The sequence below is a fragment of the Amycolatopsis sp. NPDC114478 genome, from assembly GCF_055633805.1.
This window is the reverse complement of record NZ_JBVKDO010000012.1, coordinates 50,324-75,474: the sequence shown is the minus strand read 5'-3', so window position 1 is coordinate 75,474 and position 25,151 is coordinate 50,324. Positions and strand designations below refer to the sequence as shown.

Annotated in this window: 23 protein-coding genes; 17 read left to right on the top strand and 6 right to left on the bottom strand. The window is 73.3% G+C overall.

Annotated features, from left to right (window positions below):
- Positions 1-105: 105 nt before the first annotated feature.
- Positions 106-924 carry a hypothetical protein gene (locus ACZ7OH_RS29940; RefSeq protein WP_470283863.1) on the top strand — a complete coding sequence of 273 codons (819 nt, stop codon included), beginning with the start codon at positions 106-108 and terminating at the stop codon, positions 922-924.
- A gap of 7 nt (positions 925-931) precedes the next feature.
- Here ACZ7OH_RS29940 and ACZ7OH_RS29935 read toward each other — a convergent pair whose 3' ends face one another.
- A complete protein-coding gene (locus ACZ7OH_RS29935; RefSeq protein WP_470283862.1) occupies positions 932-1,774 on the bottom strand; it encodes an alpha/beta hydrolase fold domain-containing protein in 843 nt (280 codons plus the stop codon).
- A 129-nt stretch (positions 1,775-1,903) separates the two neighbouring features.
- Here ACZ7OH_RS29935 and ACZ7OH_RS29930 point away from each other — a divergent pair, with 129 nt between their 5' ends.
- Together ACZ7OH_RS29930 and ACZ7OH_RS29925 are read left to right on the top strand one after the other, a co-directional pair.
- A complete protein-coding gene (locus ACZ7OH_RS29930) occupies positions 1,904-2,068 on the top strand; it encodes a hypothetical protein (RefSeq protein WP_470283861.1) in 165 nt (54 codons plus the stop codon).
- 151 nt (positions 2,069-2,219) lie between these two features.
- Positions 2,220-3,443, top strand: coding sequence for a hypothetical protein (locus tag ACZ7OH_RS29925; protein WP_470283860.1), 1,224 nt, complete (start codon positions 2,220-2,222; stop codon positions 3,441-3,443).
- On the opposite strand, the gene ACZ7OH_RS29920 is transcribed toward ACZ7OH_RS29925, so the two are convergent.
- Positions 3,440-4,411 carry an ArsR/SmtB family transcription factor gene (locus ACZ7OH_RS29920; RefSeq protein ID WP_470283859.1) on the bottom strand — a complete coding sequence of 324 codons (972 nt, stop codon included), beginning with the start codon at positions 4,409-4,411 and terminating at the stop codon, positions 3,440-3,442. The genes ACZ7OH_RS29925 and ACZ7OH_RS29920 overlap by 4 nt on opposite strands.
- Before the next feature lie 67 nt (positions 4,412-4,478).
- Between ACZ7OH_RS29920 and ACZ7OH_RS29915 the strand changes: the two genes are divergently transcribed.
- A complete protein-coding gene (locus tag ACZ7OH_RS29915) occupies positions 4,479-5,684 on the top strand; it encodes an MFS transporter (protein ID WP_470283858.1) in 1,206 nt (401 codons plus the stop codon).
- Here the strand turns inward: ACZ7OH_RS29915 and ACZ7OH_RS29910 are convergent.
- The 3 genes from ACZ7OH_RS29910 to ACZ7OH_RS29900 form a co-directional block, all read right to left on the bottom strand.
- Positions 5,669-6,982: a jacalin-like lectin gene (locus tag ACZ7OH_RS29910; protein WP_470284082.1), complete on the bottom strand. Its 1,314-nt coding sequence runs from the start codon at positions 6,980-6,982 to the stop codon at positions 5,669-5,671. The two genes, ACZ7OH_RS29915 and ACZ7OH_RS29910, sit on opposite strands and share 16 nt — an antisense overlap.
- A gap of 105 nt (positions 6,983-7,087) precedes the next feature.
- Positions 7,088-7,288 (bottom strand): hypothetical protein, encoded by a 201-nt coding sequence (locus ACZ7OH_RS29905; RefSeq protein ID WP_470283857.1) that lies wholly within the window; start codon positions 7,286-7,288, stop codon positions 7,088-7,090.
- Entirely contained in the window at positions 7,285-7,707 is a 423-nt protein-coding gene (locus ACZ7OH_RS29900) for a DUF6010 family protein (RefSeq protein ID WP_470283856.1), read from the bottom strand. Before ACZ7OH_RS29900 ends, ACZ7OH_RS29905 begins: the two co-directional genes overlap by 4 nt.
- 125 nt (positions 7,708-7,832) lie before the next feature.
- On the opposite strand from ACZ7OH_RS29900, the gene ACZ7OH_RS29895 reads away from it, so the two are divergent.
- The 13 genes from ACZ7OH_RS29895 to ACZ7OH_RS29835 all read left to right on the top strand — a co-directional run bounded on the left by ACZ7OH_RS29895 (position 7,833) and on the right by ACZ7OH_RS29835 (position 24,610).
- The gene (locus tag ACZ7OH_RS29895) at positions 7,833-8,483 is read left to right on the top strand and encodes a TetR/AcrR family transcriptional regulator (protein ID WP_470283855.1); all 651 of its coding nucleotides are present in this window, start codon (positions 7,833-7,835) and stop codon (positions 8,481-8,483) included.
- Positions 8,484-8,724: 241 nt separating this feature from the next.
- Positions 8,725-10,197 carry an amidohydrolase family protein gene (locus ACZ7OH_RS29890; RefSeq protein WP_470283854.1) on the top strand — a complete coding sequence of 491 codons (1,473 nt, stop codon included), beginning with the start codon at positions 8,725-8,727 and terminating at the stop codon, positions 10,195-10,197.
- Positions 10,194-11,315 (top strand): M20 family metallopeptidase, encoded by a 1,122-nt coding sequence (locus ACZ7OH_RS29885; RefSeq protein ID WP_470283853.1) that lies wholly within the window; start codon positions 10,194-10,196, stop codon positions 11,313-11,315. Before ACZ7OH_RS29890 ends, ACZ7OH_RS29885 begins: the two co-directional genes overlap by 4 nt.
- A 31-nt stretch (positions 11,316-11,346) precedes the next feature.
- Positions 11,347-12,231, top strand: a complete 885-nt coding sequence (locus tag ACZ7OH_RS29880) for a GNAT family N-acetyltransferase (RefSeq protein ID WP_470283852.1) — start codon at positions 11,347-11,349, stop codon at positions 12,229-12,231.
- The gene (menC, locus tag ACZ7OH_RS29875) at positions 12,228-13,334 is read left to right on the top strand and encodes an o-succinylbenzoate synthase (RefSeq protein ID WP_470283851.1); all 1,107 of its coding nucleotides are present in this window, start codon (positions 12,228-12,230) and stop codon (positions 13,332-13,334) included. The genes ACZ7OH_RS29880 and menC overlap by 4 nt, the downstream gene beginning before the upstream one ends.
- Positions 13,331-13,483, top strand: coding sequence for a hypothetical protein (locus ACZ7OH_RS29870; protein WP_400899566.1), 153 nt, complete (start codon positions 13,331-13,333; stop codon positions 13,481-13,483). The genes menC and ACZ7OH_RS29870 overlap by 4 nt, the downstream gene beginning before the upstream one ends.
- A 109-nt stretch (positions 13,484-13,592) precedes the next feature.
- Complete coding sequence (locus ACZ7OH_RS29865; protein ID WP_470283850.1) at positions 13,593-14,972, top strand: serine hydrolase domain-containing protein; 1,380 nt, start codon at positions 13,593-13,595, stop codon at positions 14,970-14,972.
- Positions 14,969-15,859 carry a serine hydrolase gene (locus ACZ7OH_RS29860; protein WP_470283849.1) on the top strand — a complete coding sequence of 297 codons (891 nt, stop codon included), beginning with the start codon at positions 14,969-14,971 and terminating at the stop codon, positions 15,857-15,859. Before ACZ7OH_RS29865 ends, ACZ7OH_RS29860 begins: the two co-directional genes overlap by 4 nt.
- Positions 15,856-17,442 (top strand): ABC transporter substrate-binding protein, encoded by a 1,587-nt coding sequence (locus ACZ7OH_RS29855; RefSeq protein ID WP_470283848.1) that lies wholly within the window; start codon positions 15,856-15,858, stop codon positions 17,440-17,442. The genes ACZ7OH_RS29860 and ACZ7OH_RS29855 overlap by 4 nt, the downstream gene beginning before the upstream one ends.
- Entirely contained in the window at positions 17,439-18,419 is a 981-nt protein-coding gene (locus ACZ7OH_RS29850) for an ABC transporter permease (RefSeq protein WP_470283847.1), read from the top strand. The genes ACZ7OH_RS29855 and ACZ7OH_RS29850 overlap by 4 nt, the downstream gene beginning before the upstream one ends.
- A gap of 1 nt (position 18,420) precedes the next feature.
- Positions 18,421-20,310: a dipeptide/oligopeptide/nickel ABC transporter permease/ATP-binding protein gene (locus tag ACZ7OH_RS29845; protein WP_470283846.1), complete on the top strand. Its 1,890-nt coding sequence runs from the start codon at positions 18,421-18,423 to the stop codon at positions 20,308-20,310.
- On the top strand, positions 20,307-21,236 hold the full coding sequence (locus ACZ7OH_RS29840; protein ID WP_470283845.1) for an ABC transporter ATP-binding protein: 930 nt from the start codon (positions 20,307-20,309) through the stop codon (positions 21,234-21,236). The genes ACZ7OH_RS29845 and ACZ7OH_RS29840 overlap by 4 nt, the downstream gene beginning before the upstream one ends.
- A 26-nt stretch (positions 21,237-21,262) precedes the next feature.
- Positions 21,263-24,610, top strand: a complete 3,348-nt coding sequence (locus ACZ7OH_RS29835; RefSeq protein WP_470283844.1) for a serine hydrolase — start codon at positions 21,263-21,265, stop codon at positions 24,608-24,610.
- Here the strand turns inward: ACZ7OH_RS29835 and ACZ7OH_RS29830 are convergent.
- Positions 24,600-25,136 carry an MDR/zinc-dependent alcohol dehydrogenase-like family protein gene (locus ACZ7OH_RS29830; RefSeq protein ID WP_470283843.1) on the bottom strand — a complete coding sequence of 179 codons (537 nt, stop codon included), beginning with the start codon at positions 25,134-25,136 and terminating at the stop codon, positions 24,600-24,602. The genes ACZ7OH_RS29835 and ACZ7OH_RS29830 overlap by 11 nt on opposite strands.
- Positions 25,137-25,151 lie beyond the last annotated feature (15 nt).

Genomic DNA, 25,151 nt, shown 5'->3' with positions numbered 1-25,151 from the left:
CGGATCCTGCCCGAAAAGGCGCCCCATCCGCCCTGGCACCGTTTTCCGTTTCGGGAGATCCTGAATACGCCGATATTCGCCGATCCACGATTTCGAGGCGAGCCGATGCGTATCATGTACGACGCGGTCACCGCGGGCAACATCCTGCGGAAGGACCAGCGGCCCGCCCTCGTGGCCGGGTACGTCGACCGGATCAGGCTCGCGCCGTGGAGCGCCGCGGACTGGGGCCTCTTCCCGGACGCGCTGCAGGTGCGGATCGTCAAGAAGGCTTCGACCAACGACGGGCACGTCCTCGACATCGAGCCGGGGGACGCCACCGCCGACGAGGCGCCGGGCTGGGCCCGGATGCGGCGCGAGTCGGGGTTCGCGCACCCCGTCATCTACTGCAACCGGTCGACCTGGCCGAAGGTGAAGGCCGCGTTCGCGGACCAGGGCGTCGAACCGCCGCTGTACTGGATCGCCACGGCCACCGGCAAACCCGAGATCCCCGCCGGCGCGATCGCCGCGCAGTACCTGCTCGACGTCGCGCCCGGCATCGACATCTCCGTCGTCGCGGACTACTGGCCGGGCGTGGATTCGCCGGCGTCGCTGACCACCGAACCGGAAGTGGAGCTCATGGAACGCATCACCGTCACCCCGCCCAACGACGGGCAGAACACCGTGCGGCTGAACCTGTCCGGCAGCGCCGGCGCCGCCATCGTCGTCCGCCCCCCGATCAACCGGGACGGCGTGTCGAAGCCGATGTGGGTCGGCAACATCTTCGCGTGGGGCTCCGACAGGGTGGGCGTCGGCCACAACCCGAAGACCGACCCGAACTACGACGACCGGCTGACGTCCCACCGCCGCTTCGTCCTGCCGGGCGCGGTGTGGGCCGACCTCGAATACAGCGCCGCGGAGGCGTTCGACATCGACATCGTCGGCTGAGCGCCGCTCAGACGGTCAGCCGGTTGCGGAGGAACGCGATCCCGGCGTCGGTGACCTGCTCGAGTTTCCGCTCGCCGTAGAAGTGGCCCACGCCGTCCAGCCGGATCAGGTCCGCGTCGGCGCCGGCGCGCCAGTACGCGGCGACCAGTGCTTCGCTGTGGGCGATCGGGATGCCGGCGTCGTCGGTGCCGTGGGCCAGCAGCAGCGGCGCCGACGTCGCCGACGCGTGCAGCAGCGGGCTCGCCGTCGGGCCGGGGAGCCAGTCGTGCGGGTCGTGGCCGCTGCTGTGCAACACCGAGTCCGCCGGGGGCGGCGGGATGCGCGTGAAGTCCGTCGGCGGGCTCCACGCGATCGCCGCGCCGAGGCGGCTCGACGGGCCCGTGATCCCGAGGTCGCCGTCGAAGGCCGGGTCGTCCGCGGTCACCGCGAGCATGGCGGCGAGGTAGCCACCCGCCGAATGTCCCCACGCCCCGACGCGGCCGGCGTCGAGCTCCAGCTCGGCCGCGTGGTGGCGAACCCACCGGACCGCGGCCTTGACGTCGTGCACCTGCGCCGGGAACGGGGCCTCGCGCCCGTGCCGGTACTGAGCCCGCGCGACGGCGAACCCGGCCGCCACCAACCGGTCCGTGACGCGGTCGCCGAGCCTGCTGTGCTTGTGCGACCCGGCCGCCGGAGCGCCGCCGTAGAGGTAGACGACCACCGGATGGCTCCCGGCGCCCGCGGGGACGACGAGGTCCAGCAGCAGCGGCCGGTAGCCGGGCAGGGGTGCCACGAGTGCGTCCCGATAGGACACTCGCGTCTCGGTCCGGTCGGCCCGGGGAAGGGTGAGCGGGGCACGGGAAGTGAGCACCCCGCTACTATCGGGGCATACCGGTCACGGTGGCCAGCCGTATCAGGATGCGGGAGCCGCGCCGCCCCACCCGGCGGTGCCCTCGCCGCCGTCGGGCTCGGCGAGGCCTACCTCCGCTCGGACCTCGGTGTGGCCGACGACGCCGGGCTGACGTGGGCGCGCAGTCGCGTGATCGTCGCGGCGTGGGGCGCCCGGCTCGTGCCGTCGGCGATGTCCGCCTACGCGAACGTCCGGGACCTCGATCCACCCGGTCCAGCTCGCCACGATCCCGGCGGCGTTCCTGCCGACGCGTGAGGGGGTTTCGCGGGCGCGCGAAGTCATCGCGCGGTGACCGGCGCGACGGCCGCGGGCGTCGGTGCGATCGCGTTGCCGGACGGCCGGCTGATACAAGAGCCGTACAAGCGGGTGTACGGATTTTGGATCCCCGTCTGGCGCACTGTCACCCATGCGAATCCGTGAAGTCCTCCTGCTCGCGCTGGTGGCGGCCGGCGCGCTGGCGCTGCCCGGGACGGCGAGCGCCGCCTACAGCGACCCGCTGACCACGACGACCAAGCAGAACCTCGTCTGGCACGCCACGCCCGCCGCGGCGCTGAGCGCGCTGGACAACGCGCTGCCGAACGTCAGCCTCAACACCGTCGTCAACGACACCAGCTACGCGATGACCGGCTGCACGACGGCCGAGAAAGCCGCGCTGCCCAAGGCGCCGGTGGCGGCGAAGTCGCTGTGCTGGGACTCCGAACGCGCGGGCAGCACCACCTGGGTGCCGCAGGGCATCACGACCTCCGGCGACGCCGACGACGACGGCCTGTGGGGCGCGGACAAGATCATCCTGTCCGGCTGGCACGGCACCGACGCGCTCGGCCGGTACAACGACGCGCGGATCCAGGCGATCAACTACAACGCCCCCGCCTCCGCCGCGCACCGGATGATGTACCTGGCCGTGCCGAACAGCACCGGCAGCAGCTTCTCCGCGGCGCAGGCGCACATGGGCGGGATGGCCTGGTACGGCGACAAGATCTACGTTACCGCCGAGGGCAACACGTCCACCGCGATCCGGGTGTTCAGCACCAAGCACATCCTGCAGCTGACCGACACGACGTCGAACGCGATCGGCAAGACGTCCGGTGGGTATGCGGCGTACACGTACAAGTACGCGATGATGCAGGTCGGCTACTACACCTACGCCGGCGGCACGTGCAGCATGGCGTCGGACACGGGCGTGCCGTGCTTCTCGTCGATTTCGCTGGACCGCAGCACGAGCCCGGCGTCGATCGTGACGACGGAGTACTTCTCCGACCAGAGCCTCCACGGCCGCCTCTACCGCTTCCCGATGGGCACCGACTACCTGCTGACCGGCACCGCGTCCGAGGCGTACCGCAGCTACGTGGGCAACATGCAGGGCGTCCTGTCCCACGACGGCAAGTGGTACGTCGCCCACAGCTCGGCGACGATCAACGGCCAGCTCTGGGCCCAGACGACCGCGGCGAGCACGGCCGCGAGCTGCGGTTCCACGGCCGCGTGCTGGGCGGTCCACCCGGAGGCGCTGACGTACGACTGGTCGACGGGGCTCGTGTGGTCGCAGTCGGAGTGGTCGACGGCGGACTGCCAGGCGCAGAGCCAGGTCTGCGGCCGGTCGGTGTTCGCGGTGCCGCTGACGTCGCTGGGCTAGCCGCCGAGCAGGGACGTTCCGAGTGCCGAGATCAGGTACAACACCTGGCGCCCGGACCGTTCCCGGTCCACCAGGCCGTTTTCGCGCAGCACGGCCAAGTGCTGCGAAACCGCGCTGGGTGTCACGCCGAGCGCGCGGGCGAGCTCGGTCGTGGTGGCGGGGGAGCGGAGGGCTTCGAGGAGCCCGGCCCGCGCCCGGCCGAGCAGCCGGACCGTGCCGGCCGCCGGGGGCCGGGTGCCCGCCGTCCACAGGGCGCCGCGGCCGCGGGCCGGGTAGCGGACCGTCGTCTGCGTGGACGTGCTCCGCTTGACCAGGACGTGGGGGCAGCCGAGCACGACGGGGATGAGGACGAGCCCGCCGGGGCCGCGGTGCACCGGGCGGCGGTCGCCGTTCAGCAGCAGCCGGCCGTCGCGCCACCCCAGTTCCGGGTGCAGGCCGGCGAACAGCTTTTCGACGCCGCCCGTGGCGAGCGTCCGGGCGCGGTGGGCGACGTCGGCGTCGAGGACGGCCCGGATCCGCGGCCAGTGCGGGGCGATCAGGCGGTCGTGCGCCTCCCGCAGCTCGCCGGCGATCACCTTCAGCCCCTCCGCCGGCCGCTCGGCGAGGTCGGCGGTCGTCCCGCGCAGGTCTGTGCCGAAGACCCGGCCGAGACTGCGCCGGACCTGCCGCGCGGTGGTCCGCCGGAGCGCGGCCAGATCGTCCTCTATGGACGGACCGGCGCCGCTGGGCGCGGGCACCAGGAACTCCGGCCAGTTGGGCCGGTCGCTGACGACCAGCGGCCACGTCCACGCCAGGTCCAGCGGTGCGCGGGCGAGTTCGTCCTCCGCCCAGCGCAGCCACGGCAGCGCGCTCGCCTGCCGTTCGCGGCCGCCCAGCTGCCGCAGGCACGCGACCGTCTCCGACAGCGGGGAGATCGCGACGCGGGTCGCGGCCAGCTCCGCGACGTCGAGTTCGATCGTCAGGACCATGGTCCCGAGTATGTAGCACCGCGCTAAATGGTGTCCCGGCCCGGTGGGGGCCAGCAGGCTCCGGATCATGACCTTGCCGACGGCGTATCGGCGGCTCTGGTGGGCCACCGGCATCGACAACCTCGGCACCGGCGCGTTCACCGCGGCGGTGCCGCTGCTGACCGTCACGGTGACCCACGACCCCCGGCTCGTCTCGCTCGTGTCGGCCGCGGCGTACCTGCCGTGGCTGCTGCTGTCCCTGCCCGCCGGGGCGCTGGCCGACCGCCACGACCGGGCCGGCCTGATGTGGCGTGCCCAAGCGGTGCAGGCCGTGCTGGTCGCCGTGACCGCGGTCTTGGCCGTGTGCGGCGCGGCCGGGGTGCCGGTCCTCGTCGTCACGGCGTTCGGGATCGGCGCGGGCGACGTCGTGTTCGGCACCGCCGCGCAGGCGATCCTGCCGGACGTGGTCGCACAGCCCCTGCTGCCGCGCGCCAACGGTCGTCAGCAAGCCGTCACGACGATCACCGGGCAGTTCGCCGGCCCGCCGCTGGGCAGCCTGCTGTTCGGCGTCGCGGCGGCCCTGCCGTTCGCCCTCGACGCCGTTTCGTTCGCGCTTTCCGCGGTGCTGGTGGCGACGCTGCCCCGGCGAACACACGTCGTCCGGACGCGTTCCGCGGTCCGGGAAGGGCTGTCGTGGCTGTCGAGGCACCGGTTGCTGCGCACCTTGGCGATACTGGTGGGCGTCAACACCTTCTGCGGCCAGCTCGCCGCCGCGACGCTGGTGCTGCTCGCCACCGAAGTCGTGCACCTCGACGCGGGCGGCTACGGCCTGCTGCTCGCCGGGGCGGCGCTCGGCAGCGTCCTCGGCGGCCTGGTCAACGCGCGGATCGTGGCCCGGATCGGCGCCCGGGCGGCGCTGCTGGCCGCGCTCGCGGCCAACGTCGGCGCGTTCGCGGGCGCCGGCCTGAGCCGCGATCCCGTCGTGCTCGGCGGGTTCCTCGCGGTCACCGGCTTCGTGACGACGCTGTGGAACATCGTCACCATCGGACTTCGGCAGCAGCTCGTCCCGGCCGCGCTGCTGGGCCGCGTCACGAGCGCGTACCGCCTGCTCGGCTGGGGTCTGATCCCGGTGGGCACCCTGGCCGGCGGGCTGGTCGCCCATCAGCTGGGGCTGCGGGCGCCCTACCTCGTGGCGGCCGCCGTGCGCGGGATCGCCCTGCTGGCGGTCCTGCCCGTACTGGTCCGATCGCTGCGTAGTCCTGAGTGGACGTATGCCGGTCAGCGGCGGGTGTAGATCAGGCCCAACTGGTCGACCTCGTCGCCCGCCCGGCCGTGGAAGCCCGCGATCTGCCACCCGTCGGGAGCGGTCGCCGTGGTGCAGTCCGCCGTCGTCGTGCCGCCCGCCAGCACGCCGCCCCGGTTCGTCGTGAAGCGGGCGAAGAAGATCCGCGTGTGCCCGTTGTAGCTGCCGCGGCACAGCTCGGCGGACACGGCGTACTCGCCCTCGGCCAGCTGGTAAGTCCGTGCCGTGCCGCCGGTTCCACCGTGGCCGAGGCTCGTGCCGTCGGCGAGAGTCAAGCCGATCCGGTCGACGCGGCTGCCCGCGCTCAACGCCAGGCTCGTGGCACGGGCGGCCGGCGGGACGCGGTCCAGGTCGGTGAACGGCGTCCCGTGCGGGCCGCCGAAGCGGTCGCTCAGCCGGAACGCGGGGTCGGCCGACCAGCTGAACCGCACGGTCACCGGATCGTGGTCCGACAGCATCGCGCCCGAGGGGTCGAGGAACGCGTTGTGCTCGTTGTTGTAGTACGTCGCGTCCAGGGAGATCTGCTTGTTGCCGCGGTAGAGCACCTTGTCGACGACCTCGCAGGCGTTGGTGACCGCGGTTTCGTCGCACACCAGGGGATCGCTGCCGGCCGCGGGCGGGACACCGCCGCGTTCGAGCCGGACCCACGCGTCGGTCAGGCCGTTGTCCGCGGCGAACGCCCGGATCGTGTCGGCGGCCCGCGTGTAGCGCGTGTTGGTGTCGCCCATGACGACGACCGCGTTGCCCGCCGAATGCGTGGCGATGTACGCCGTGAGCTGGCGCAGGTTCGCCGCGCGCGACGCGAGGTCGCCGTCGTTCGTGCCCGCGTTCGTGTGGATGTTGTACGCGTCGACGTACACGCCTTCGGCGAGCCGCAGCCGGGTGAACGTGAAGCCCTTCGGCGTCAGGCAGTCGCCGGAGTCGAACTGGCACGAGTCCCAATGGACGCGTTCCAGCTCGTCGGACGGCACGGACGACAGGCTGTTCAGCCCGCTCCCGATCCCGGCGCCGCCGCTGGTCGGCGTCCGGTACGGATGGGTGTCGGCCGCGTACAGGTTGGCGTGGTAGTTGAAGTCTTCCTGGACGTGCACCACGTCGTACGGGCCGAGGCGCTGCCCGATCGCCGTCGTGCTCGACGCGCGCGGGGTCGGCGCGCTGGAAATGCCCTCGGGCAGGCCGGCGACGTTGTAGCTCAGCACGCTGAACGTGCCTCCGCCGGCGGCAGCGGGGAGGGTGGCGGCGGCGAGCCCGGACGCGGCCAGCAGGGCCGTCGCGAAGGCGGTGAACACTCTGCGCAAGGCGGTGTTCCTTCCGTGGCGGGGGAGCGGGAACAGCCGGCAGGATCGTGAATGTTTCTCACGTTAGCCCGTTGTTCGCGCTCACACAACCGCCCCTCAGCCCCCCGGGTGACCGCACGCGTAGACCGACGCCGAGGCCAGCCGGACGCACGCGGGGCAGGTGTTCACCGGCCGGTCGCGGCGCCCGTAGTACGGGTGCCGGGCGCCGCACAGCGCGATGAGCACGTCGCCCGGCTGCGGATAGGGGTGGCACCGCGGGCAGAAGGCGTGCGCGGCGCGTTCGACGTCGGTGCTCATGCTCCCCCGAGTACCCGGGGCTCCGGCGCGTCAACCCGCCGGGACCGGCGCCACACCGACCGGCCGCCGGTGAAGCACCAGATCGCGATCACGGGGTCGCAGAACGCGCAGCCGAACGACGAGTCGTGCGCGAACGGCAGGATCGGCTGCCCCTTGAGGTGGTGGACGACGTCCCAGCCGGTGTGCAGGAGCCAGCCGATCCCGATGAACGTCCACGAGTCGAGCCCGCGGAAGGCGACGTACGTCATGACCGCGCAGAACACGAGTTCCCATGGCCCGAGTGCGCCGCCGGAGAGGTAGGCCGCGCCCGCGCCGCCGACCATGAGGGCGTTGAACTTCTGCCGGTGCGGCTCGGCGATGAGGGAGTTGAGCCCGACGTAGAGGAGGCCGATCAGGATCGGCGCGAGCACTGCGATCATGATCGACACGCTAGGAACGGCCGCCCGGGGCGGCCAGTGGCTGTTCTGCCACGTTCCGCCGGTTTCTCGCCAGCCGGGGCGGCTCCGTAAGGTAGGGGGCCGGTGGATGATCAGGTGGTTTCGGAATGAACGTGAAGGCGGCCCGCGCGAGTGCGACGCGGGAAAGCATCCTCGTGACGGCGGAGCGGCTCTTCGCCGAGCACGGCGTGCAGGTGGTGTCCAACCGGCACATCAGCGAGGCCGCCGGGCAGGGCAACAACGCCGCCGTCAACTACCACTTCGGCACGAAGGTCGACCTGGTCCGGGCGATCGTCCGCCGGCACGCCGAGCGCATGGAGCGGCTGCGCGCGGAGCTCGTCGAGGCGATCGACGGCGACGGCGACCTGCGTGCCTGGGTGGCCTGCCTGGTCCTCCCGAGCACGACGTACCTGCGCGAGCTGGGCGCCCCGACGTGGTTCGCCCGGTTCAGCGCCCAGGTGATGACCGACCCGGCGCTGCGCGAGATCATCGCCGAGGAGTCGCTGTCGTCCCCGGCGCTGGCCCGCGCGGTCGAGGGGCTGAACCGCTGCCTCGACGGCCTGCCCGCCGACGTCCGCGCGGAGCGCGGCGACATGGCCCGCCAGCTGATGATCCACATGGTGGCCGAGCGCGAGCGGGCCCTGGCCGAGGGCACGCCGACCCCGCGCGCGACGTGGGACGACGCCGGGACGGGCCTGATCGACGCGATCACCGGCCTCCTCCTGGCCCCGGTGACCCCGGTTCGTCCGCGCGGCTGAACCCCGCCGCGGCGGCCGGTCGGGGTGCGGCCAGCTCGGTGGTCCGGTTGCGTTGGGCGGCCGCCCCCTCGCCGCGGGCGGTCTCCGAACAGCCCACTTCCGGGCGGTCGCCAGGCCGGTCCGCGCGACCCGGTTCGTCCGCGCCGCTGAACCCCGCCGTCCCGGTTCGTCGCCGCGGACGAACGGCCCCGCCGCAAATCCTCCTAACGTCGCCGGGAAGCGACGACGAGGAGGCGGACGGGTGCACATACTTCTGCGGGGCGGCCGGGTCGTGGACCCCGGGAGCGGGTTCGACGGCGTCGCCGACGTCCTGCTGGACGGCGGCCGGGTCGAAGCCGTCGGCCCGGACCTCGACGCGCCGGACGCGGTCGTCGTCGACGTCACCGGGCTGGTCGTCGGGCCCGGGTTCGTCGACCTGCACAGCCACGTGCACTCCGTCGCCGGGCAGCGGCTGCAGGCCATGGACGGCGTCACGACCGCTCTCGACCTCGAAGCCGGGCTGATGCCGATCGAGCGTGCCTACGCCGAAGCCGCGAAAGCCGGCCGTCCGCTGAACTACGGCTTCTCCGCCTCCTGGGGCGCCGCCCGGGCCCAGGTGCTCGCGAACATCGCGCCCGACGCGAGCATCGACAGCGGGCTCTCGATCCTCGGAAACCCGCAGTGGCAACGGAGTTCGTCGAAGAAGGAACTGGTCGCGTGGCTCGCGCTGCTCGAAGGCGAGCTGGCCCGGGGCGCCCTCGGCATCGGCATCCTGATGGGCTACGCGCCCGCCACCGACCCCGGCGAGTTCCTGGCCGTCGCGCACCTCGCCGCGAAGGCCGGCGTGCCGACCTACACCCACGTCCGCGAGCTGGTCGAGGTCGACCCGGCGATCCCGGTCGACGGTTCCGTGGAGATCGTCGCCGCCGCGGGCGAGACCGGCGCCGCGATGCACCACTGCCACGTCAACAGCACCTCCGGCCACCACATCGACCGCGTGCTCGCCACGCTCGAAACCGCCCGGAGCGAAGGCTCGCGGGTCACCGTCGAGGCCTACCCGTACGGCGCGGGCAGCACGGCGGTCGGCGCCGCCTTCATCGAGCCGGACCGCTTGCGGCTCAAGGGTTTGAAGCCGTCGAGCGTCGTCATCCTGGAGACGGGGGAGCGGGTGCGCGACGAAGCCCGGCTGCGGCAGCTGCGGGCGGAAGACCCGGGCGCGCCCTGTCTGCTGGAGTTCCTCGACGAGACCGACCCCCGCGAACGCGGATTGCTGCACCAGGCGCTCGCCTTCCCCGACGCCGTCGTCGCCAGCGACGCGATGCCGGTGTACTGGAAGGACGGCCGCACCGAGAGCACCGAGTGGCCGTTGCCGCCGGGCGGCACGACGCACCCGCGGACCGCGGGCACCTTCGCGAAGACCCTGCGCCTGATGGTCCGCGAAACCGGGGCGTGGAGCTGGCTCGAAGCGTTCCGCCGCTGTTCGTACCTGCCCTCGCGGCTCCTCGACGACGTCGCGCCCGCCGCCCGCGGCAAGGGCCACCTCGGTGCCGGAGCCGACGCCGACCTCGTGGTTCTCGACCCCGCTGCGATCACCGACACCGCGACCTACACCGACCCGACCCGGCCGTCAGTGGGAGTGCGGCACCTCTACGTCGGCGGGGTTCCCGTGGTCGGCGACGGAAACTTGAACACCGACGCGCTGCCCGGGAAGCCGCTGCGGGGTGAGCCGCGGTGATCGACGACATCGAGGCGCTCGTCCGCTGCGAGTCGCCCTCGGCCGACCACGAAGCCGTCGCGCGCAGTGCCGAGGTCGTCGCCGGGATCGGCCGGCGCCTGCTCGGCGTCGAGCCCGAACGGATCGTCACCGACGGCTGCACGCACCTGCGCTGGCGGTTCGGCGAAGGCGAGCCGCGGGTCCTGCTGCTCGGCCACCACGACACCGTGTGGCCGCTGGGATCCCTGCGGACGCACCCCTTCGAAGTCCGCGACGGGACCCTGCGCGGCCCCGGCTGCTTCGACATGAAGGCCGGTGTCGTGATGGCCCTGCACGCCGCTGCCGCGCTGCCCGGCCGCGACGGCCTCTCGATCCTCATCACCGGTGACGAGGAAATCGGCTCGCCGCTGTCCCGCTCGCTCATCGAGGAGGAAGCCAAGAGCTGCGACGCGGTCTTCGTGCTCGAAGCCTCGGCCGACGGCGGCGCGCTGAAGACGCGCCGCAAAGGCGTTTCCCTGTACCGCGTCGAGGTCGAAGGCCGCGCCGCGCACGCCGGGCTCGAGCCGGAGAAGGGCGTCAACGCGGGGATCGAGGTCGCGCACCAGATCCTCGCGATCGCCGCGCTCGCCGACCTGGACCGGGGCACCACCGTCGTCCCGACCGCGCTGGCGGCCGGGACCACGACGAACACGGTGCCCGCCAAGGCAAGTGTTGCCGTCGACGTGCGGGTGTGGGACGCGGCCGAACAAGAACGCGTCGACCGCGCCATCAGAAGCCTGGCACCGGTGCACGAAGAGGCCAGGATCCACATCGCCGGCGGCATCAACCGCGCGCCGCTGGACGCGCGGGCGTCGGCGGAGCTGTTCGTGCTCGCGAACGAACTCGCGGGCGGAACGCTCACCGAAGCCGCGGTGGGCGGCGCTTCCGACGGCAATTTCACCGCGGGACTGGGCATTCCGACGCTCGACGGCCTCGGCGCGGTCGGCGGCGGTGCCCACGCCGACGACGAGCACGTCGTCGTCGCCGAGCTGCCCCGCCGCACCGCTCTGCTCGCAGCGCTCACCGAAACCGTGCTGGCGCAACGAAGTTCGTCCGCGCCGACGAACACGCGGGGCGAAACCGGTGCGGGACAACGGTGACCCGCGGGGCTTCTGCGGCCAGGATCGGAGTGTGACAGAAGTCGTGACGAACACAGCCCCGCCGCTGCGGGACGAGGCGGCCGCCGCGGCGACCGCCGCCGCCACGGCCTCGGGGGTCGAAGTCCGGACCCTGGCCGAGGTCGCCGACCTGACCGCCGTGACCCGGCTCTTCGAGTCGATCTGGCGCCCCGCGCCGGGAAACCAGCCGGTGACGTCGGAACTGCTGCGGGCCATGGTCTCGGCGGGCAACTACGTCGCCGGCGCCTTCGACGGGCCCGAGCTGCTCGGCGCCTGCTTCGGGTTCTTCGGCGGTCCCGCGAAGGGGGGACTGCACAGCCACATCGCCGGCGTCGCCACCGCCGGGCACGGCCGCGGCATCGGCTTCGCGCTCAAGCTGCACCAGCGCGCGTGGGCGCTGCGCCAGGACGTCCCGGTGATCTCGTGGACGTTCGACCCGCTGGTGCGCCGCAACGCCCACTTCAACCTGACCAAGCTCGCCGCCCGCCCGGAGCAGTACCTGCCCGACTTCTACGGCCCGATGCACGACGGCATCAACGGCGCCGGCGACACCGACCGGATCATGGCCGTGTGGGACCTGGCGAGCCCGGCCGTGCGGTCGGCCGCCGAGGGCTCGCCCGCGCCCTTCGACGCGGCGGCGCTCAGGGCCCAGGGTGCCGCGGTCGCGCTGGCGGCGGACTCCGGCGGCGGCCCGGTCACCGGACCGGCCGACGCGCCGGTCGTGCTCGTCGCCGTGCCGCCGGACATCGAGGCGCTCCGGCGCGCCGACCCCGACCGGGGCCGCGCGTGGCGGGTCGCCCTGCGGGAGGTGCTCGGCGGCCTGCTCGCCGACGGCGCCTCGGTCATCGGATTCGATCGGGCCGGCTGGTACGTGGTCGCGAAGGAGCGAACGTCGTGAAACTCACCGGAGTGGAACTGCTGCGCGTCCGGATGCCCCTGGTGGCACCGTTCCGGACGTCGTTCGGCACGCAGGCCGAACGCGAACTCCTGGTCCTGCGCGCGGTGACGTCGGAGGGCGAGGGCTGGGGCGAGTGCGGCGCGATGGTCGACCCGCTCTACTCGTCGGAGTACGTCGACGGCGTCGAGCACGTCCTGCGGACCTTCCTCGTGCCGGCGCTGCTGGCCGCCGACGACCTCACCGCGAACAAAGTCGCGCCGCTGCTGGCGAAGTTCAAGGGCCACCGGATGGCCAAGGCCGCGCTGGAGATGGCGGTGCTCGACGCCGAGCTCCGCGCGCACGGCATGTCGTTCGCGACGGCGCTGGGGTCCACAAAGGACTCGGTGCCGTGCGGGGTGTCGGTCGGCATCATGGAAACGATCCCGCACCTGCTCGACGTCGTCGGTGGCTACCTGGACGCCGGGTACGTGCGGATCAAGCTGAAGATCGAGCCGGGCTGGGACGTCGAGCCGGTGCGCGCCGTCCGCGAACGCTTCGGCGACGACATCCTGCTGCAGGTCGACGCGAACACCGCATACACGCTCTCGGACGTGCCGCAGCTGCAGCGGCTCGACCCCTTCGAGCTGCTGCTGATCGAGCAGCCGCTCGAAGAGGAGGACGTGCTCGGCCACGCCGAGCTCGCCAAGCACATCCGGACGCCGATCTGCCTGGACGAGTCCGTCGTCTCCGCGCGCTCGGCCGCCGACGCGATCAAGCTCGGCGCCTGCCGGATCGTCAACATCAAGCCGAGCCGCGTCGGCGGGTACCTGGAGGCGCGGCGGGTGCACGACGTCTGCGCCGCCCACGGCGTCCCGGTGTGGTGCGGCGGCATGATCGAGACCGGGCTCGGCCGGGCGGCCAACGTCGCCCTGGCCTCGCTGCCCGGGTTCACGCTGCCCGGCGACACCTCGGCGTCGGACCGGTTCTACACCAGCGACATCACCGAGCCGTTCGTGCTCGAAGGCGGCCGGCTGCCGGTGCCGTCCGGACCGGGCCTCGGCGTCACGCCGATCCCGGAGCGGCTCGCCGAGGTCACCACCGCCAAGTCCTGGCTGACGTCATGACCACAGTGGACGCGGTGGCCGCGCGGGTCCGGGAGTACGCGCTCAAGGCGGCGGTCGCCACGTCGAAGGCGCGGGTCCGGGTCGCGGTGGCGTACGCGGCGGTGCGGGCCGCGCCGTCCCGGCGGTTCCGGCCGCGCGACCCGCGGTGATTCGTCCCCCGCGATGAAAGTTCCGCCGGGTCTCGTCGGTTTCGACGAATCGGCCGCCCCGGTTCCCGTCCTAGCATCCCCCGCAACGCCGGTTCCCAGAGAGGCAACCATGTCGAAACTCACCGAACTCGCCGCCTGGCTCGAGACCCGGCTCCCCGCTGTGCTGGCCGAACACGACGTGCCCGGCGCGGCCGTGGCCGTGTACGCCGGCGGCGAGATCATCGACCACGCGGCCGGGGTGCTCAACAAGGGCACCGGCGTCGAGGCCGACGCCGACTCGCTGTTCCAGATCGGGTCGATCACCAAGATCTGGACGACCACGCTGGCCCTGCAGCTTGCCGACGAGGGCCTGCTCGACCTCGACCAGCCGGTGCGGAAGTACCTGCCGGAGTTCACGATCGCCGACCGTGTTTCAGCTGCCAAGATCACCGTCCGGCAGCTGATGTGCCACACCTCCGGTTTCGAAGGCGACATCTTCACCGACACCGGCCGCGGCGCCGACTGCGTCGAGAAGTACGTCGCGACCCTCGGCGACGTCCCGCAGCTGTTCCCGCCCGGCGAGATGTTCTCCTACAACAACGCCGCCTTCTGCGTGCTCGGCCGGGTCGTGGAAGTGCTGCGCGGCAAGTCCTACAATGACTGCCTGGCCGACCACCTGTTCGTCCCCTTGGGACTGACGCACGCCGCGGCCAGCCCGTACGAGGCGATCCGCTTCCGGGCCGCGCTCGGCCACCTCACGCCCGAGCCCGGGGCCGACCCGCAGCCCGCGGGCGTCTGGGCGCTGGCGGCGTCCAACGCCCCGGCCGGCTCGATGCTCGCCATGCGCCCGCGCGACCTCGTGACGTTCGCCGGCATGCACCTGCGTGACGGCGAAGGCCCGGACGGCACCCGCGTGCTCAGCGCGGAAAGCGCCCGCGCCATGCGGGAACGCGTGGTGGAGCTGCCCGACCTCGGCATGATGGGCGACGCGTGGGGCCTCGGCTGGTCGCTGTCGGAGGGCGGCGCGGTCGTCGGCCACGACGGCGGCACGATCGGCCAGTCGGCCTTCCTGCGCCTCGCGCCGGAGCAGGGCGTCGCCGTGGCGCTGCTGACCAACGGCGGCAACCCGATCGCCGTCTACCACGAAGTCGTCGGCCACCTCCTGAAGGAGCTGACCGGTATCGAGCTCAAGGCGCCGCCGGTGCCCGACCCGGCCGCGCCGCGGATCGACGCCACCCGGTACGTCGGCGAGTATTCGTCGTCGGTCGCGGACATCACGGTCAGCCAGGACGACGACGGCCGCGTCTGGGTCGAGCGCGTCCCGAAGGGGATCTTCGCCGAGCTGGCCAAGCCGGAGAAGACCGAGCTGGTCGCGATGAACGGCGACACGCTCATCCTGCGCGAGCCGATGCAGGGGATGTACCTGCCGCACGCCTTCGTCGGCGACGACGGCACCGGCCGCGCGCTGTACCTGCACACCGGCCGCGCCGACCGGCGGGTGAGCGCGTGAGCAAGGTCGAACAACGGATCGCGGACGCCTTCCTGGCGGCCGGCGCGCGGGGTTTCCTGCACGCGCGGGAGATCGGCGGCGAGGGGGAGGTGGCCGCCGGCGCGGACGACCCGGTGGTGCTCGCGTCGGTGTTCAAGATCCCGGTCGCCGTCGCCTACGCCCGCGAGGTCGTCGCCGGCCGGCTGGACGAAACCGAGCGCACCCGCGTCGGCAAGCGCTACCGCATCGGTGGGATCGCCACCGCCGGCTGCGCCGACGACGTCGAAATGACGTGGCGCGACCTCGCGCTGTTCATGCTGACCATGAGCGACAACGCGGCCACCGACGTCATCTACCACCGCGTGGGCCAGGCCGCCGTCGACCGCGTCCTCACCGATCTGGGCCTGCACCGCACCCGGCTGATCGGCTGCTGCGAAGACCTCTTCGCCTCCGTCTTGGCGGACCTCGGCGCGACCGAGGACGCCGACCTCGAGGCCGTGTTCGCCGGGGCGACGCCCGAACGCACCTGGAAGCTCGCGGTGCTCGACCCGGAGCGGACGACGTCGTCCACGCCCCGGGAAGTCACCACCCTGCTCGAAGCGATCTGGACCGACCGCGCCGGCGAGCCCGCCGCGTGCGAGCGGGTCCGCACGATCATGGCGCAGCAGATCTGGCCGCACCGGATCTCCTCCGGCTTCGGCTCCGACGCACGGATCGCGGCCAAGACCGGGACGCTCCCGGCCGTCCGCAACGAAGCCGGCGTCGTGTCCTACCCGGACGGCCGCCGGTTCGCCGTCGCCGTCTTCACCCGCGCGGACTCCCTGGCCGAGCGGCAACCCGCCGTCGACGCCGCGATCGGCAAGGCCGCCCGCCTCGCCGTGGACCACCTCCGGAAGGAAACGCCATGACCAGGACTCGGACGGCGGGGGTCGTGCTCGGGGTGCTCGCGCTCACCGCGACCGCCTGCGGGGGATCGGGCAGCGCCGGCAGCGGGGACGGCACGCCGGTCGACGGCAAGACCTTCAGCCTCGGCGTCGGCTCCGACCCCGGCAGCCTCGACCCGCACATGACCGTGCTGTCGGTGGCCATCCAGGTCGACCGGTTCCTCTACGACACGCTGCTGAACCTCGACGACAGCGGCAAGCCGATCGCCGGGCTGGCCGCGAAGTGGGAGGCGTCGACCACGACGGCGTCCTTCACGCTGCGCCCCGGCCTCACCTGCGCGGACGGCACCCCGCTGACCGCCGCCGACGTCGCGGCCAACATCAACTTCATCGGCGACCCGGCGAACAAGTCGCCCATCGCCGGGCTGTACATCGCCCCGGGCACCAAGGCGACCGCGGACGCGGCCGGCACGATCAGCGTCACCAGCGGGAAGCCGGACGCGTTCCTGGCCCGCAACGTCGGCGGCGTGCCGATCGCCTGCGCCAAGGGGCTCGCCGACCGCAAGCTGCTCGCCAAGGGCGAGGCCGGCACCGGGATGTTCACCGTCAGCGAGGCCGTGCCCAACGACCACTACACGTTCACCCGCCGCAAGGACTACACGTGGGGTCCCGGCGACTGGAAGGCCGAACCGGGCCTGCCGGACAAGGTCGTCGTCCGGGTCATCCCGAACACGACGACCGCCACCAACCTGCTGCTGTCCGGCGAGCTGAACGCCGCGCAGATCAACGGGCCGGACCGGCAGCGGCTGGAGGCGCGCAAGCTCTTCCACGCCGACTTCACGGCCCCGATGGGCGAGGTGTTCTACAACGAGGTGGCCGGGCGGCCGGGGCAGGACGAAGCCGTCCGCCGCGCGCTCACCCACGCCCTCGACCTGCCCCAGCTCGGCAAGGTGCTGACCAGCGGCGCGGGCAAGCCGTCGAAGGGCATGATCACGAACGAGCCGGAGGTGTGCCCCGGCGACACCGTCACCGGGAACCTGCCGGCCCACGACCCGGCCGCGGCGGCGTCCGCTTTGGACGCCGCGGGCTGGACGAAGGGCGCGGACGGCGTGCGCGCCAAGGGCGGCAAGAAGCTTTCGCTCACCGTCCTCTACGGCACCCAGCTCGGCCCGACGATGGCGCCGACCGCGGAGCTGGTCCAGCAGCAGTGGAAGTCGCTCGGCGCCGACGTGGCGCTCAAGGCCGTCGACAGCCCCGGCCTCAGCCAGGTCCTGTTCGGCACCGGCGAGTGGGAGGTCTCCCTCGCCCCGGTCGGGTTCTCGCTGCCGAGCCAGCTGGTGCCGTTCGTCTCCGGCCCGGCCGCGCCCGACGGGACGAACTTTGCCCACGTCGCCAACCCCGGGTACGACCAGGCGGCGCAGCAGGCGGCGGCGAAGCCCGGCGACGCCAGTTGCGCGGACTGGAACACGGCGGAGACCGCGCTGATCAAGCGGGTGGACGCGGTGCCGTACTTCGACTCCGTCGTGCCGACCTACGCCAGCGGCGCGAAGTTCGCCCTCAGCCAGGGCAGCCTGACGCCGGCCTCGATCCGGATGTACGCGAAATGACCACGGCGGCGGCGCCCGCCGGCCTGCGGGGCAACCCGTGGCCGGCGTTCGCCGCGCGGCGGCTGGCCCGGTTCGCCGTCTCGCTGTGGGCGCTGCTCACCGCGGCGTTCCTGATGATCCACCTGGTCCCCGGCGACCCGGTGCGCGCGTCGCTCGGGATGACCGCCCCCGCCGCGCTGGTGGCGGCGAAGCGGGCTGAACTCGGCCTGGACGACCCGCTGTGGGTGCAGTACGGGCACTACGTGCGCGGCCTGCTCACCGGCGACTTCGGGACGTCGATGGCGAGCGGGCAGCCGGTGGCGCAGGTGATCGGCGACCGGCTGCCGTCGACGTTGCAGCTGGCCGTGCTGGCCTTCGCGGTCGTGGTGGTCGTCGCAGTCCCGGCCGGCGTCGGCTTCGCGGTGCTCACCCGCGGCGGCCGCCGCCGGGGCGCGGAGCTGGGCTTCACGTCGGTGAGCGTGTTCATCGCCGCCATCCCGGAGTTCCTGATCGGGGTCGGGCTGGTCGCGCTGCTCGCCGTCGGCCTCGGCTGGTTCCCGGTGGCGGGCACCGACGACGCGACCTCGTACGTCCTGCCCGTGGCGGCGCTGGCGATCGGGCCGGCGGCGGTGCTGGCCCGGATCATCCGCGTCGAGCTGCTTTCCGTGCTGGGCGCCGACTTCGTCCGCACCGCGCGGGCGAAGCGGCTGCCCGCGCGGCTGGTCTACATCCGGCACGCGCTGCCGAACGCGCTGACCGCGACGCTCACCCTGGGCGGGCTGATGCTGACCGCGATGGTGGCGGGCACGGTCCTGGTGGAGAACGTGTTCGCCTGGCCCGGTCTCGGCTCGACGATCGTGCAGTCGATCGTGACGAAGGACTACCCGCTGGTGCAGGGGATCGTGCTCGTCTACGGCGTCGGCGTGCTGCTGGTCAACCTGCTGGTCGACGTCGTGCTCGGGCTGCTCGACCCCCGCTCGGCGATTCGGGAGGCCTGAGATGGCGCGACGACGTGGATCGGCGTGGACGGCCGCCGTGCGCACCCCGGTGGGCGCGTGCTCGGCCGTGCTCCTGGCCGTGGTGGTCCTGCTCGCGGTGGTCGCCCCGCTGGTGTGGGGCGACGCCGCCGGGGCCATCGACACCGACGCGATCGGCCAGGGGCCGTCGGGTGCGCACTGGTTCGGCACCGACTCCCTCGGCCGCGACCTGTTCTTCCGCACCCTGGTCGCGACCCGGCTCTCGATCGGGCTCGCCCTCCTGGCGACCGCGATCGGCGTCGGGGTCGGGGTCCTGCTCGGCACGCTGCCGTCGGTGCTGCCGCGGTGGGCAGGACGGCTGCTCGTCGCGGCCGTCGACATCGCGGTCGCGTTCCCCGGGCTGCTGCTGGCGCTGTTCTTCGCGGTGATCTTCGGCGTCGGCACGCAGGGCGCGGTGCTGGCGATCGCGTTCGCGATGGCGCCGGGGTTCGCCCGGCTCGTGCAGACGCTGTCGGCGTCGGTGAGCGGGCGCGACTACATCGCCGCGGCCCGGATCGCCGGTGTCGGCCGCATCCGGCTGCTGGCCCGGCACGTGCTGCCCAACATCGGGGAGCCCCTCGTCGTCAACGCGACGATCGGGGCCGGCTCGTCGCTGCTCGCGTTCGCCGGGCTGTCGTTCCTCGGGATCGGTGTGCAGGCCCCGGACTACGACTGGGGCCGGCTGCTGCGCGAAGGGCTGGACGGCATCTACGTCAGCCCGGTGGCCGCGCTCGCGCCCGCCGCGGCGGTGGTGCTCGCCGGGCTGGCGTTCAACCTGGTCGGGGAGACGGTGGCCGCGGTGGTCGGCGTCCGCACGCGCGCGTCGCGGCGCGCCGCGGGACCGCTGCCGGCCGCGTCGGGGGACACTGTCGGGGCCGAACCCGCCGCCGACGCGGTGCTGGTTGTCGAGAACCTCCGGGTCGCGTTCCCGGGCCCGGCCGGCTGGACCGTGCCGGTGCGCGGGGTGAGCTTCAGCGTCCGTCCCGGCGAGGCGATCGGCGTCGTCGGCGAATCGGGCTCCGGCAAGAGCCTGACCGCGCTGGCGGTGTCGCGGCTGATCGAAGCGCCCGGCGTGGTCACCGCGGACCGGCTGGAGTTCGACGGCAAGCCCGTGGACAAGGCGCCGGATCGGGAGCTCGGCACGTCGCTGGCGATGGTGTTCCAGGACCCGATGACGTCGTTCAACCCGGCCCGCCGGGTCGGGCGGCAGCTCGCCGAGGTGTCCGAACAGCACCACGGCCTGTCCCGGCGCGCGGCGTTCGCCCGCGCGGTCGACCGGCTGGCCGCGGTGCGCGTCCCGGCCGCGGCCCGGCGGGCCCGGCAGTACCCGCACGAGTTCTCCGGCGGCATGCGGCAGCGGGCGATGATCGGGATGGGCCTGATGGGGCAGCCGAAGCTCGTCATCGCCGACGAGCCGACGACCGCGCTCGACGTCACCGTGCAGCGGCAGGTCCTGCGCCTGCTCGCCCGCACCCGCGATGCGGAAGGCGCGGCGATCCTGCTCATCAGCCACGACATCGCCGTCGTTTCCCAGACGTGCGAACGGATGCTGGTGATGTACGCCGGGCGCGTGGTGGAGGACCTGCCGACCGGGAGCCCGGCCCAGCACCCGTACACGCGGGCGCTGCTGGCCACGACGGTGGACCTCGACACCGACCGCGACGAGCCCCTGGCCGTGATCCCCGGCCGCCCGCCGGAGCCGGACCAGGTGCCCGGCGGCTGCGCGTTCGCCGCCCGCTGCCCGCTGGCCTCGGAGGAGTGCCGGGCCGAGGACCCGGTACTGGCACCGACCGCGGACGGTCACCGGGTCGCCTGCTGGCACCCGCAGGTGAGTGTCCTTTCCGGACAGTCGCACGAGGAGGGAGCGGCATGAGTGCCCTGGAGTTCGACGCCGTGAGCGTCCGCTACGGCAGGCTGACGGCCGTCGACGGCGTGAGCCTGACCGTCCCGTCCGGACAGGTCGTCGGCCTGGTCGGCGAGTCCGGCTCGGGCAAGTCGACGCTTGCCAGGGCCGCGGTCGGGCTCGCGCCGGTGAACGCCGGCCGGGTGCTGCTCGACGGCGTCGACGTGCGCCGGCCGCCCCGGCGCCGCGGGGTGCAGATGGTGTTCCAGGACCCGTACTCGTCGCTGGACCCGCGGATGGCGATCGGCGAGTCGATCACCGAGGCCATGCCCCGCGGCACGGCCCGCGCGGCCCGCCGCGCCGAGGTGGCCCGGCTGCTCGAGCTCGTCCAGCTCGACCCGGAACGCGCCGCGATGCGGCCCGGGCAGCTCTCGGGCGGGCAACGCCAGCGCGTCGCGCTCGCCCGGGCACTGGCCGGGCAGCCGAAGGTGCTGATCGCCGACGAGATCACCTCGGCGCTCGACGTCTCGGTGCAGGGCGCGGTGCTCAACCTGGTCCGCGACGTCCAGCGGCGGCTGGCACTGTCGATGCTGTTCATCTCGCACAACCTCGCCGTGGTGCGGTACGTCAGCGACGTCGTCGCCGTGATGTACCTCGGGCGGATCGTCGAGGCCGGGCCGGCCGAGCAGGTGCTCACCGACCCGCAGCACCCGTACACGCGGGACCTGCTGGCCTCCGCGCCGTCCGCGCACCGCAGCCTGCTCGCCGACACCGACGACCCGCTCGCCGACACCGAACCCGCCGACCCGCACCACCCGCCGGCCGGCTGCCGCTACCACCCGCGCTGCCCGATCGGCCCGCTCGTGCACACCGACCGCACGCTCTGCACCCAAGCCGACCCGGCCGACGACGCCGCCCACCGGCCGCACCGCGCGGCCTGCCACTTCGCCGCGTGAAACCGTTTCCCACAAGGAGATCCCGCATGACCCGACGTCTGGGCACCGACGACCTGTACGCCCTGGAGTTCCCCGAACAGCCGGCGATCTCGCCCGACGGCGCCCGGATCGTCTACGCGGTGCGCACCGCGGACCGCGAGAAGGACACCGACACCCGCTCGCTCTGGCAGGTCGCCACCGGCGGCGGCGAGGCCCGCCGGCTGACCCGCGGCCGGGCCGACGGCGCCCCGGTGTGGTCGCCGGACGGCACGCGGATCGCGTTCCTGCGCGCCCAGGACGGCCCGGCGCAGCTGTGGCTGCTGCCCGCCGACGGCGGCGAGCCCGAGCAGGTCACCACCCTGCCGCTCGGCGCGGGCACCCCGGTGTGGCGGCCCGACGGCGCCGAGATCGCCTTCAGCGCCCCGATCGACCTCGCGGCCGAGGAAGGCGAAGACGACGGCGCGCAGGGCCGCCGCGGAAGCGCCCCCGTGGTCGCCGACCGGCTCGACTTCAAGGCCGACGGCGCCGGATTGCTCCGCACGCTGCGCCAGCACGTCCACGTCCTCGACGTCGCTTCCGGCGAGGTCCGGCGGGTCACGACGGGGGACTGGCACGCGGGCGACCCGGCCTGGTCGCCCGACGGCGGCCGGCTGGCCTTCCCTGCGGCGCGTGACGCTGACTCCGACCTCACTTTCCGGTCCGGCGTCTACGTTCTCGACCCCGGCGACCGCACCGCCGAACCGCGGCTGGCGGGCTCGGCCGAGGGCATGGCCGGGACGGTCACCTGGACCGCGGACGGCGAAGCCCTGCTCGTCATCGGCCGCGTCGACACCGCGCCGGGCCACGCCGGGCTGCTGCGCGTGCCGCTGGCCGGCGGCGAGACCGTCGACCTCGCCGCGCCGCTCGACCGCAACGTCATGCCGGGCGGCCCGGGCTACCCCGGCGCGGTCCCGCGGCTCGCCGGCGACGGCTCGACGGTCCTGTTCTGCGTCCGGGACCGCGGCTGCACGCACCTGTACGTCGTCGACGTCACCGGGGGCGAGCCGCGGCGCGTCCTCGGCGAGGCCGGCACCGCCGTCGACGGGCTGAGCGTCGCCGGGACCACCGCGGCGGTCGTGCTGACCACGCCGACGTCGTTCGGCGAGGTCGCGACGGTCGACGTCACCGGCGGAGAAGCGCGGGTGCACACCGCGCACGGCCCGGACGAAATCGAGCTGTTCACCCGCGAGGAGCGGGAGTTCACCGTCTCCGACGGCACGGTCGTGCACGGCTGGCTGCTGCGCGACCCCGCCCGTACCGGCCCACTCCCGCTGCTGCTCGACATCCACGGCGGCCCGCACAACGCGTGGAACGGCACGGCCGACGCCGTGCACGTCCACCACCAGGAGCTCGCCGCCCGCGGCTGGGCGGTGCTGCTGCTCAACCCGCGCGGCAGCGACGGCTACGGCGAAGCGTTCCTGACCGCCGCGGTCGGTGCCTGGGGCGTGGCCGACGCCAAGGACTTCCTCGAGCCCCTCGACGACCTCGTCGCCGAAGGGGTGGCGGACCCGCGGCGGCTCGCGGTGACCGGCTACAGCTACGGCGGCTTCATGACCTGCTACCTCACCAGCCGCGACGACCGGTTCGCCGCCGCGATCGCGGGCGGGGTGGTCAGCGACCCGGTGAGCATGGCGGGCACGTCCGACAGCGGGCACTACCTCGGGGTCGCCGAGCTCGGCGCCGTCCCGTCGGAGAACCGCGCGCACTACGCGGCGCTTTCGCCGCTGGCGCAGGTGGAAAAGGTGCGCACGCCGACGCTGGTGGTGCACGGCGCCGACGACGACCGGTGCCCGGTGGGACAGGCGGAGCAGTGGTTCACCGCGCTGCGCGAGCAGGGCGTGCCCGCCCGGCTGGTGCTCTACCCGGGCGCGTCGCACCTGTTCATCCTGGAGGGCCGGCCGTCGCACCGCGTGGACTTCAACCGCCGCGTCGTCGACTGGGTCGAGCAGTACGCGGGGGAGCCGGGCAAGCCGGCGCGGGTGCCGCTCGACGTCGCGCACTGGCGCCGGCGCCTGGCCGAGCTCGCGCGCAAGCACCGCGTCCCCGGGGCGGCGCTGGGCATCCTGCGCCTCGACGGCGACGAGGTCGTCCAGGTGAGCCACGGCGTGCTGAACAAGGCGACCGGCGTCGAGGTCACCGACGACTCGGTGTTCCAGATCGGCTCGATCACCAAGGTGTGGACGGCGACCGTCGCGATGCAGCTGGTCGACGAAGGGCTGCTGAAGCTCGACGCGCCGATCATCGACGTCCTGCCCGAGCTGCGGCTCGCCGACCCCGACGTCACGAAGAAGGTGACGCTGCGGCACCTGCTTACCCACACCAGCGGCATCGACGGCGACGTCTTCACCGACACCGGCCGCGGCGACGACTGCCTCGAGAAGTACGTCGCGATCCTCGACCAGGCCGCGCAGACCCACCCCCTCGGCGCGACGCTGTCCTACTGCAACTCGGGGTTCGTCCTGATCGGCCGGGTGATCGAGAAGCTGACCGGCAAGACCTGGGACGCGGCCCTGCGCGAGCGGCTGTTCACCCCGCTCGGCCTCAAGCGGACGAGCACCCTCCCGGAGGAGGCTCTCCTGCAGCGCGCGGCGATGGGGCACGTCGCGGCGGGCGACGCCGAGCCGGAACCGGCGCCGGTGTGGGGCCTGCAGCGCTCGGCGGGCCCGGCCGGGCTCATCACGGCGTCGACCGACGACGTCCTGGCGTTCGCCCGCCTGCACCTGACCGGCGGCCTCGGCCCGGACGGCTCGCGCGTGCTCTCGGCGGAGTCCGCCCAGGCGATGACCGAAGAGCAGTTCGAGATGCCGGACAAGGACACCCTCGGCGACTCGTGGGGCCTCGGCTGGATCCGCTTCGGCTGGGACGGCCGGCGCGTGTACGGCCACGACGGCAACACGATCGGGCAGGCGGCGTTCCTGCGGATCCTGCCGTCGCACGGGCTGGCGGTCACGCTGCTCACCAACGGCGGCAGCACCCACGACCTCTACGAGGAGCTCTACCGCGAGATCTTCGCCGAGCTGGCCGGGGTCGCGATGCCGCAGCCGCTCGAACCGCCCGTGCCCGCTCCCGAGGTCGACGCCTCGGAGTTCCTCGGCGTCTACGAGCGGGAGTCGGTCCGCACCGAGGTCCTCGACCGGGACGGGAAGCTGTGGATCCGCCAGACCGTCACCGGCCCGCTCGCCGAGCTGGTGCCGGAGCCGACGACGGAGGACGAGCTGGTGCCGGTCGGCCCGGCGCACTTCGCCTACAGCCCGGCGGGCATGCGCGGCTGGGTGTCGGTGACGTTCTACACGCTGCCGACGGGGGAGCGGTACCTGCACTCCGGCGTGCGGGCGACGCCGAAGGTCAAGGAGTGACGACGACGCGCTGAGCCGTCCCGGTGTCCCGCCAGGCCGTTTCGACGTCCTGGAGGGGCACCGGGCGCGCGTCGATCCGGAAGTTCTCGATTTCGGGCACGAGCGCCCGCAGCTCGGTGACGATGTCCCGGGTGGGCACCGAGCCCTGCCCGCTGCCGGCGAGCTGCAGGCGCGCCGCCCGGAGCGCGGTCGAGGGGAGTTCGATCGCCGGTCCCGCCACCGAGCCGATCTCGACCCACGTCAGCGGCCGGCGGGCCCCAGACGTAGTCGAGGACGACGTCGACGTCGGCTGCCTTGCCGAGTTCGTCGAAGGTGAGGGTGTCGTCGGCTGGCACGTCGGCGAGCTTTTCCGGTCGCGGCCGGCGGCGATCACGCGGCCCGCACCGAGGTGCTTCGCGACCTGGACGGCGAGCCGTCCCGCGTTCCCGGTGGCGCCGAGGACCAGGACGTCCTGCCCGGCGGTGAACTCGATCCGCCGGCGCAGGGCGATCCACGCGGACATCGCGGGGTTCATGCCGGCGGCCACGGCGATGGGGGTACG

What these genes read in the sequence shown, in the direction of transcription:
- ACZ7OH_RS29940 (WP_470283863.1), top strand. Translation starts at nt 106, where the DNA reads ATGCGTATCATGTACGACGCGGTCACCGCGGGCAACATCCTGCGGAAG.
- ACZ7OH_RS29925 (WP_470283860.1), top strand. Translation starts at nt 2,220, where the DNA reads ATGCGAATCCGTGAAGTCCTCCTGCTCGCGCTGGTGGCGGCCGGCGCG.
- ACZ7OH_RS29920 (WP_470283859.1), bottom strand. Translation starts at nt 4,411, where the DNA reads ATGGTCCTGACGATCGAACTCGACGTCGCGGAGCTGGCCGCGACCCGC.
- ACZ7OH_RS29915 (WP_470283858.1), top strand. Translation starts at nt 4,479, where the DNA reads ATGACCTTGCCGACGGCGTATCGGCGGCTCTGGTGGGCCACCGGCATC.
- ACZ7OH_RS29905 (WP_470283857.1), bottom strand. Translation starts at nt 7,288, where the DNA reads ATGAGCACCGACGTCGAACGCGCCGCGCACGCCTTCTGCCCGCGGTGC.
- ACZ7OH_RS29900 (WP_470283856.1), bottom strand. Translation starts at nt 7,707, where the DNA reads ATGATCGCAGTGCTCGCGCCGATCCTGATCGGCCTCCTCTACGTCGGG.
- ACZ7OH_RS29895 (WP_470283855.1), top strand. Translation starts at nt 7,833, where the DNA reads ATGAACGTGAAGGCGGCCCGCGCGAGTGCGACGCGGGAAAGCATCCTC.
- ACZ7OH_RS29870 (WP_400899566.1), top strand. Translation starts at nt 13,331, where the DNA reads ATGACCACAGTGGACGCGGTGGCCGCGCGGGTCCGGGAGTACGCGCTC.
- ACZ7OH_RS29865 (WP_470283850.1), top strand. Translation starts at nt 13,593, where the DNA reads ATGTCGAAACTCACCGAACTCGCCGCCTGGCTCGAGACCCGGCTCCCC.
- ACZ7OH_RS29855 (WP_470283848.1), top strand. Translation starts at nt 15,856, where the DNA reads ATGACCAGGACTCGGACGGCGGGGGTCGTGCTCGGGGTGCTCGCGCTC.
- ACZ7OH_RS29850 (WP_470283847.1), top strand. Translation starts at nt 17,439, where the DNA reads ATGACCACGGCGGCGGCGCCCGCCGGCCTGCGGGGCAACCCGTGGCCG.
- ACZ7OH_RS29845 (WP_470283846.1), top strand. Translation starts at nt 18,421, where the DNA reads ATGGCGCGACGACGTGGATCGGCGTGGACGGCCGCCGTGCGCACCCCG.
- ACZ7OH_RS29840 (WP_470283845.1), top strand. Translation starts at nt 20,307, where the DNA reads ATGAGTGCCCTGGAGTTCGACGCCGTGAGCGTCCGCTACGGCAGGCTG.
- ACZ7OH_RS29835 (WP_470283844.1), top strand. Translation starts at nt 21,263, where the DNA reads ATGACCCGACGTCTGGGCACCGACGACCTGTACGCCCTGGAGTTCCCC.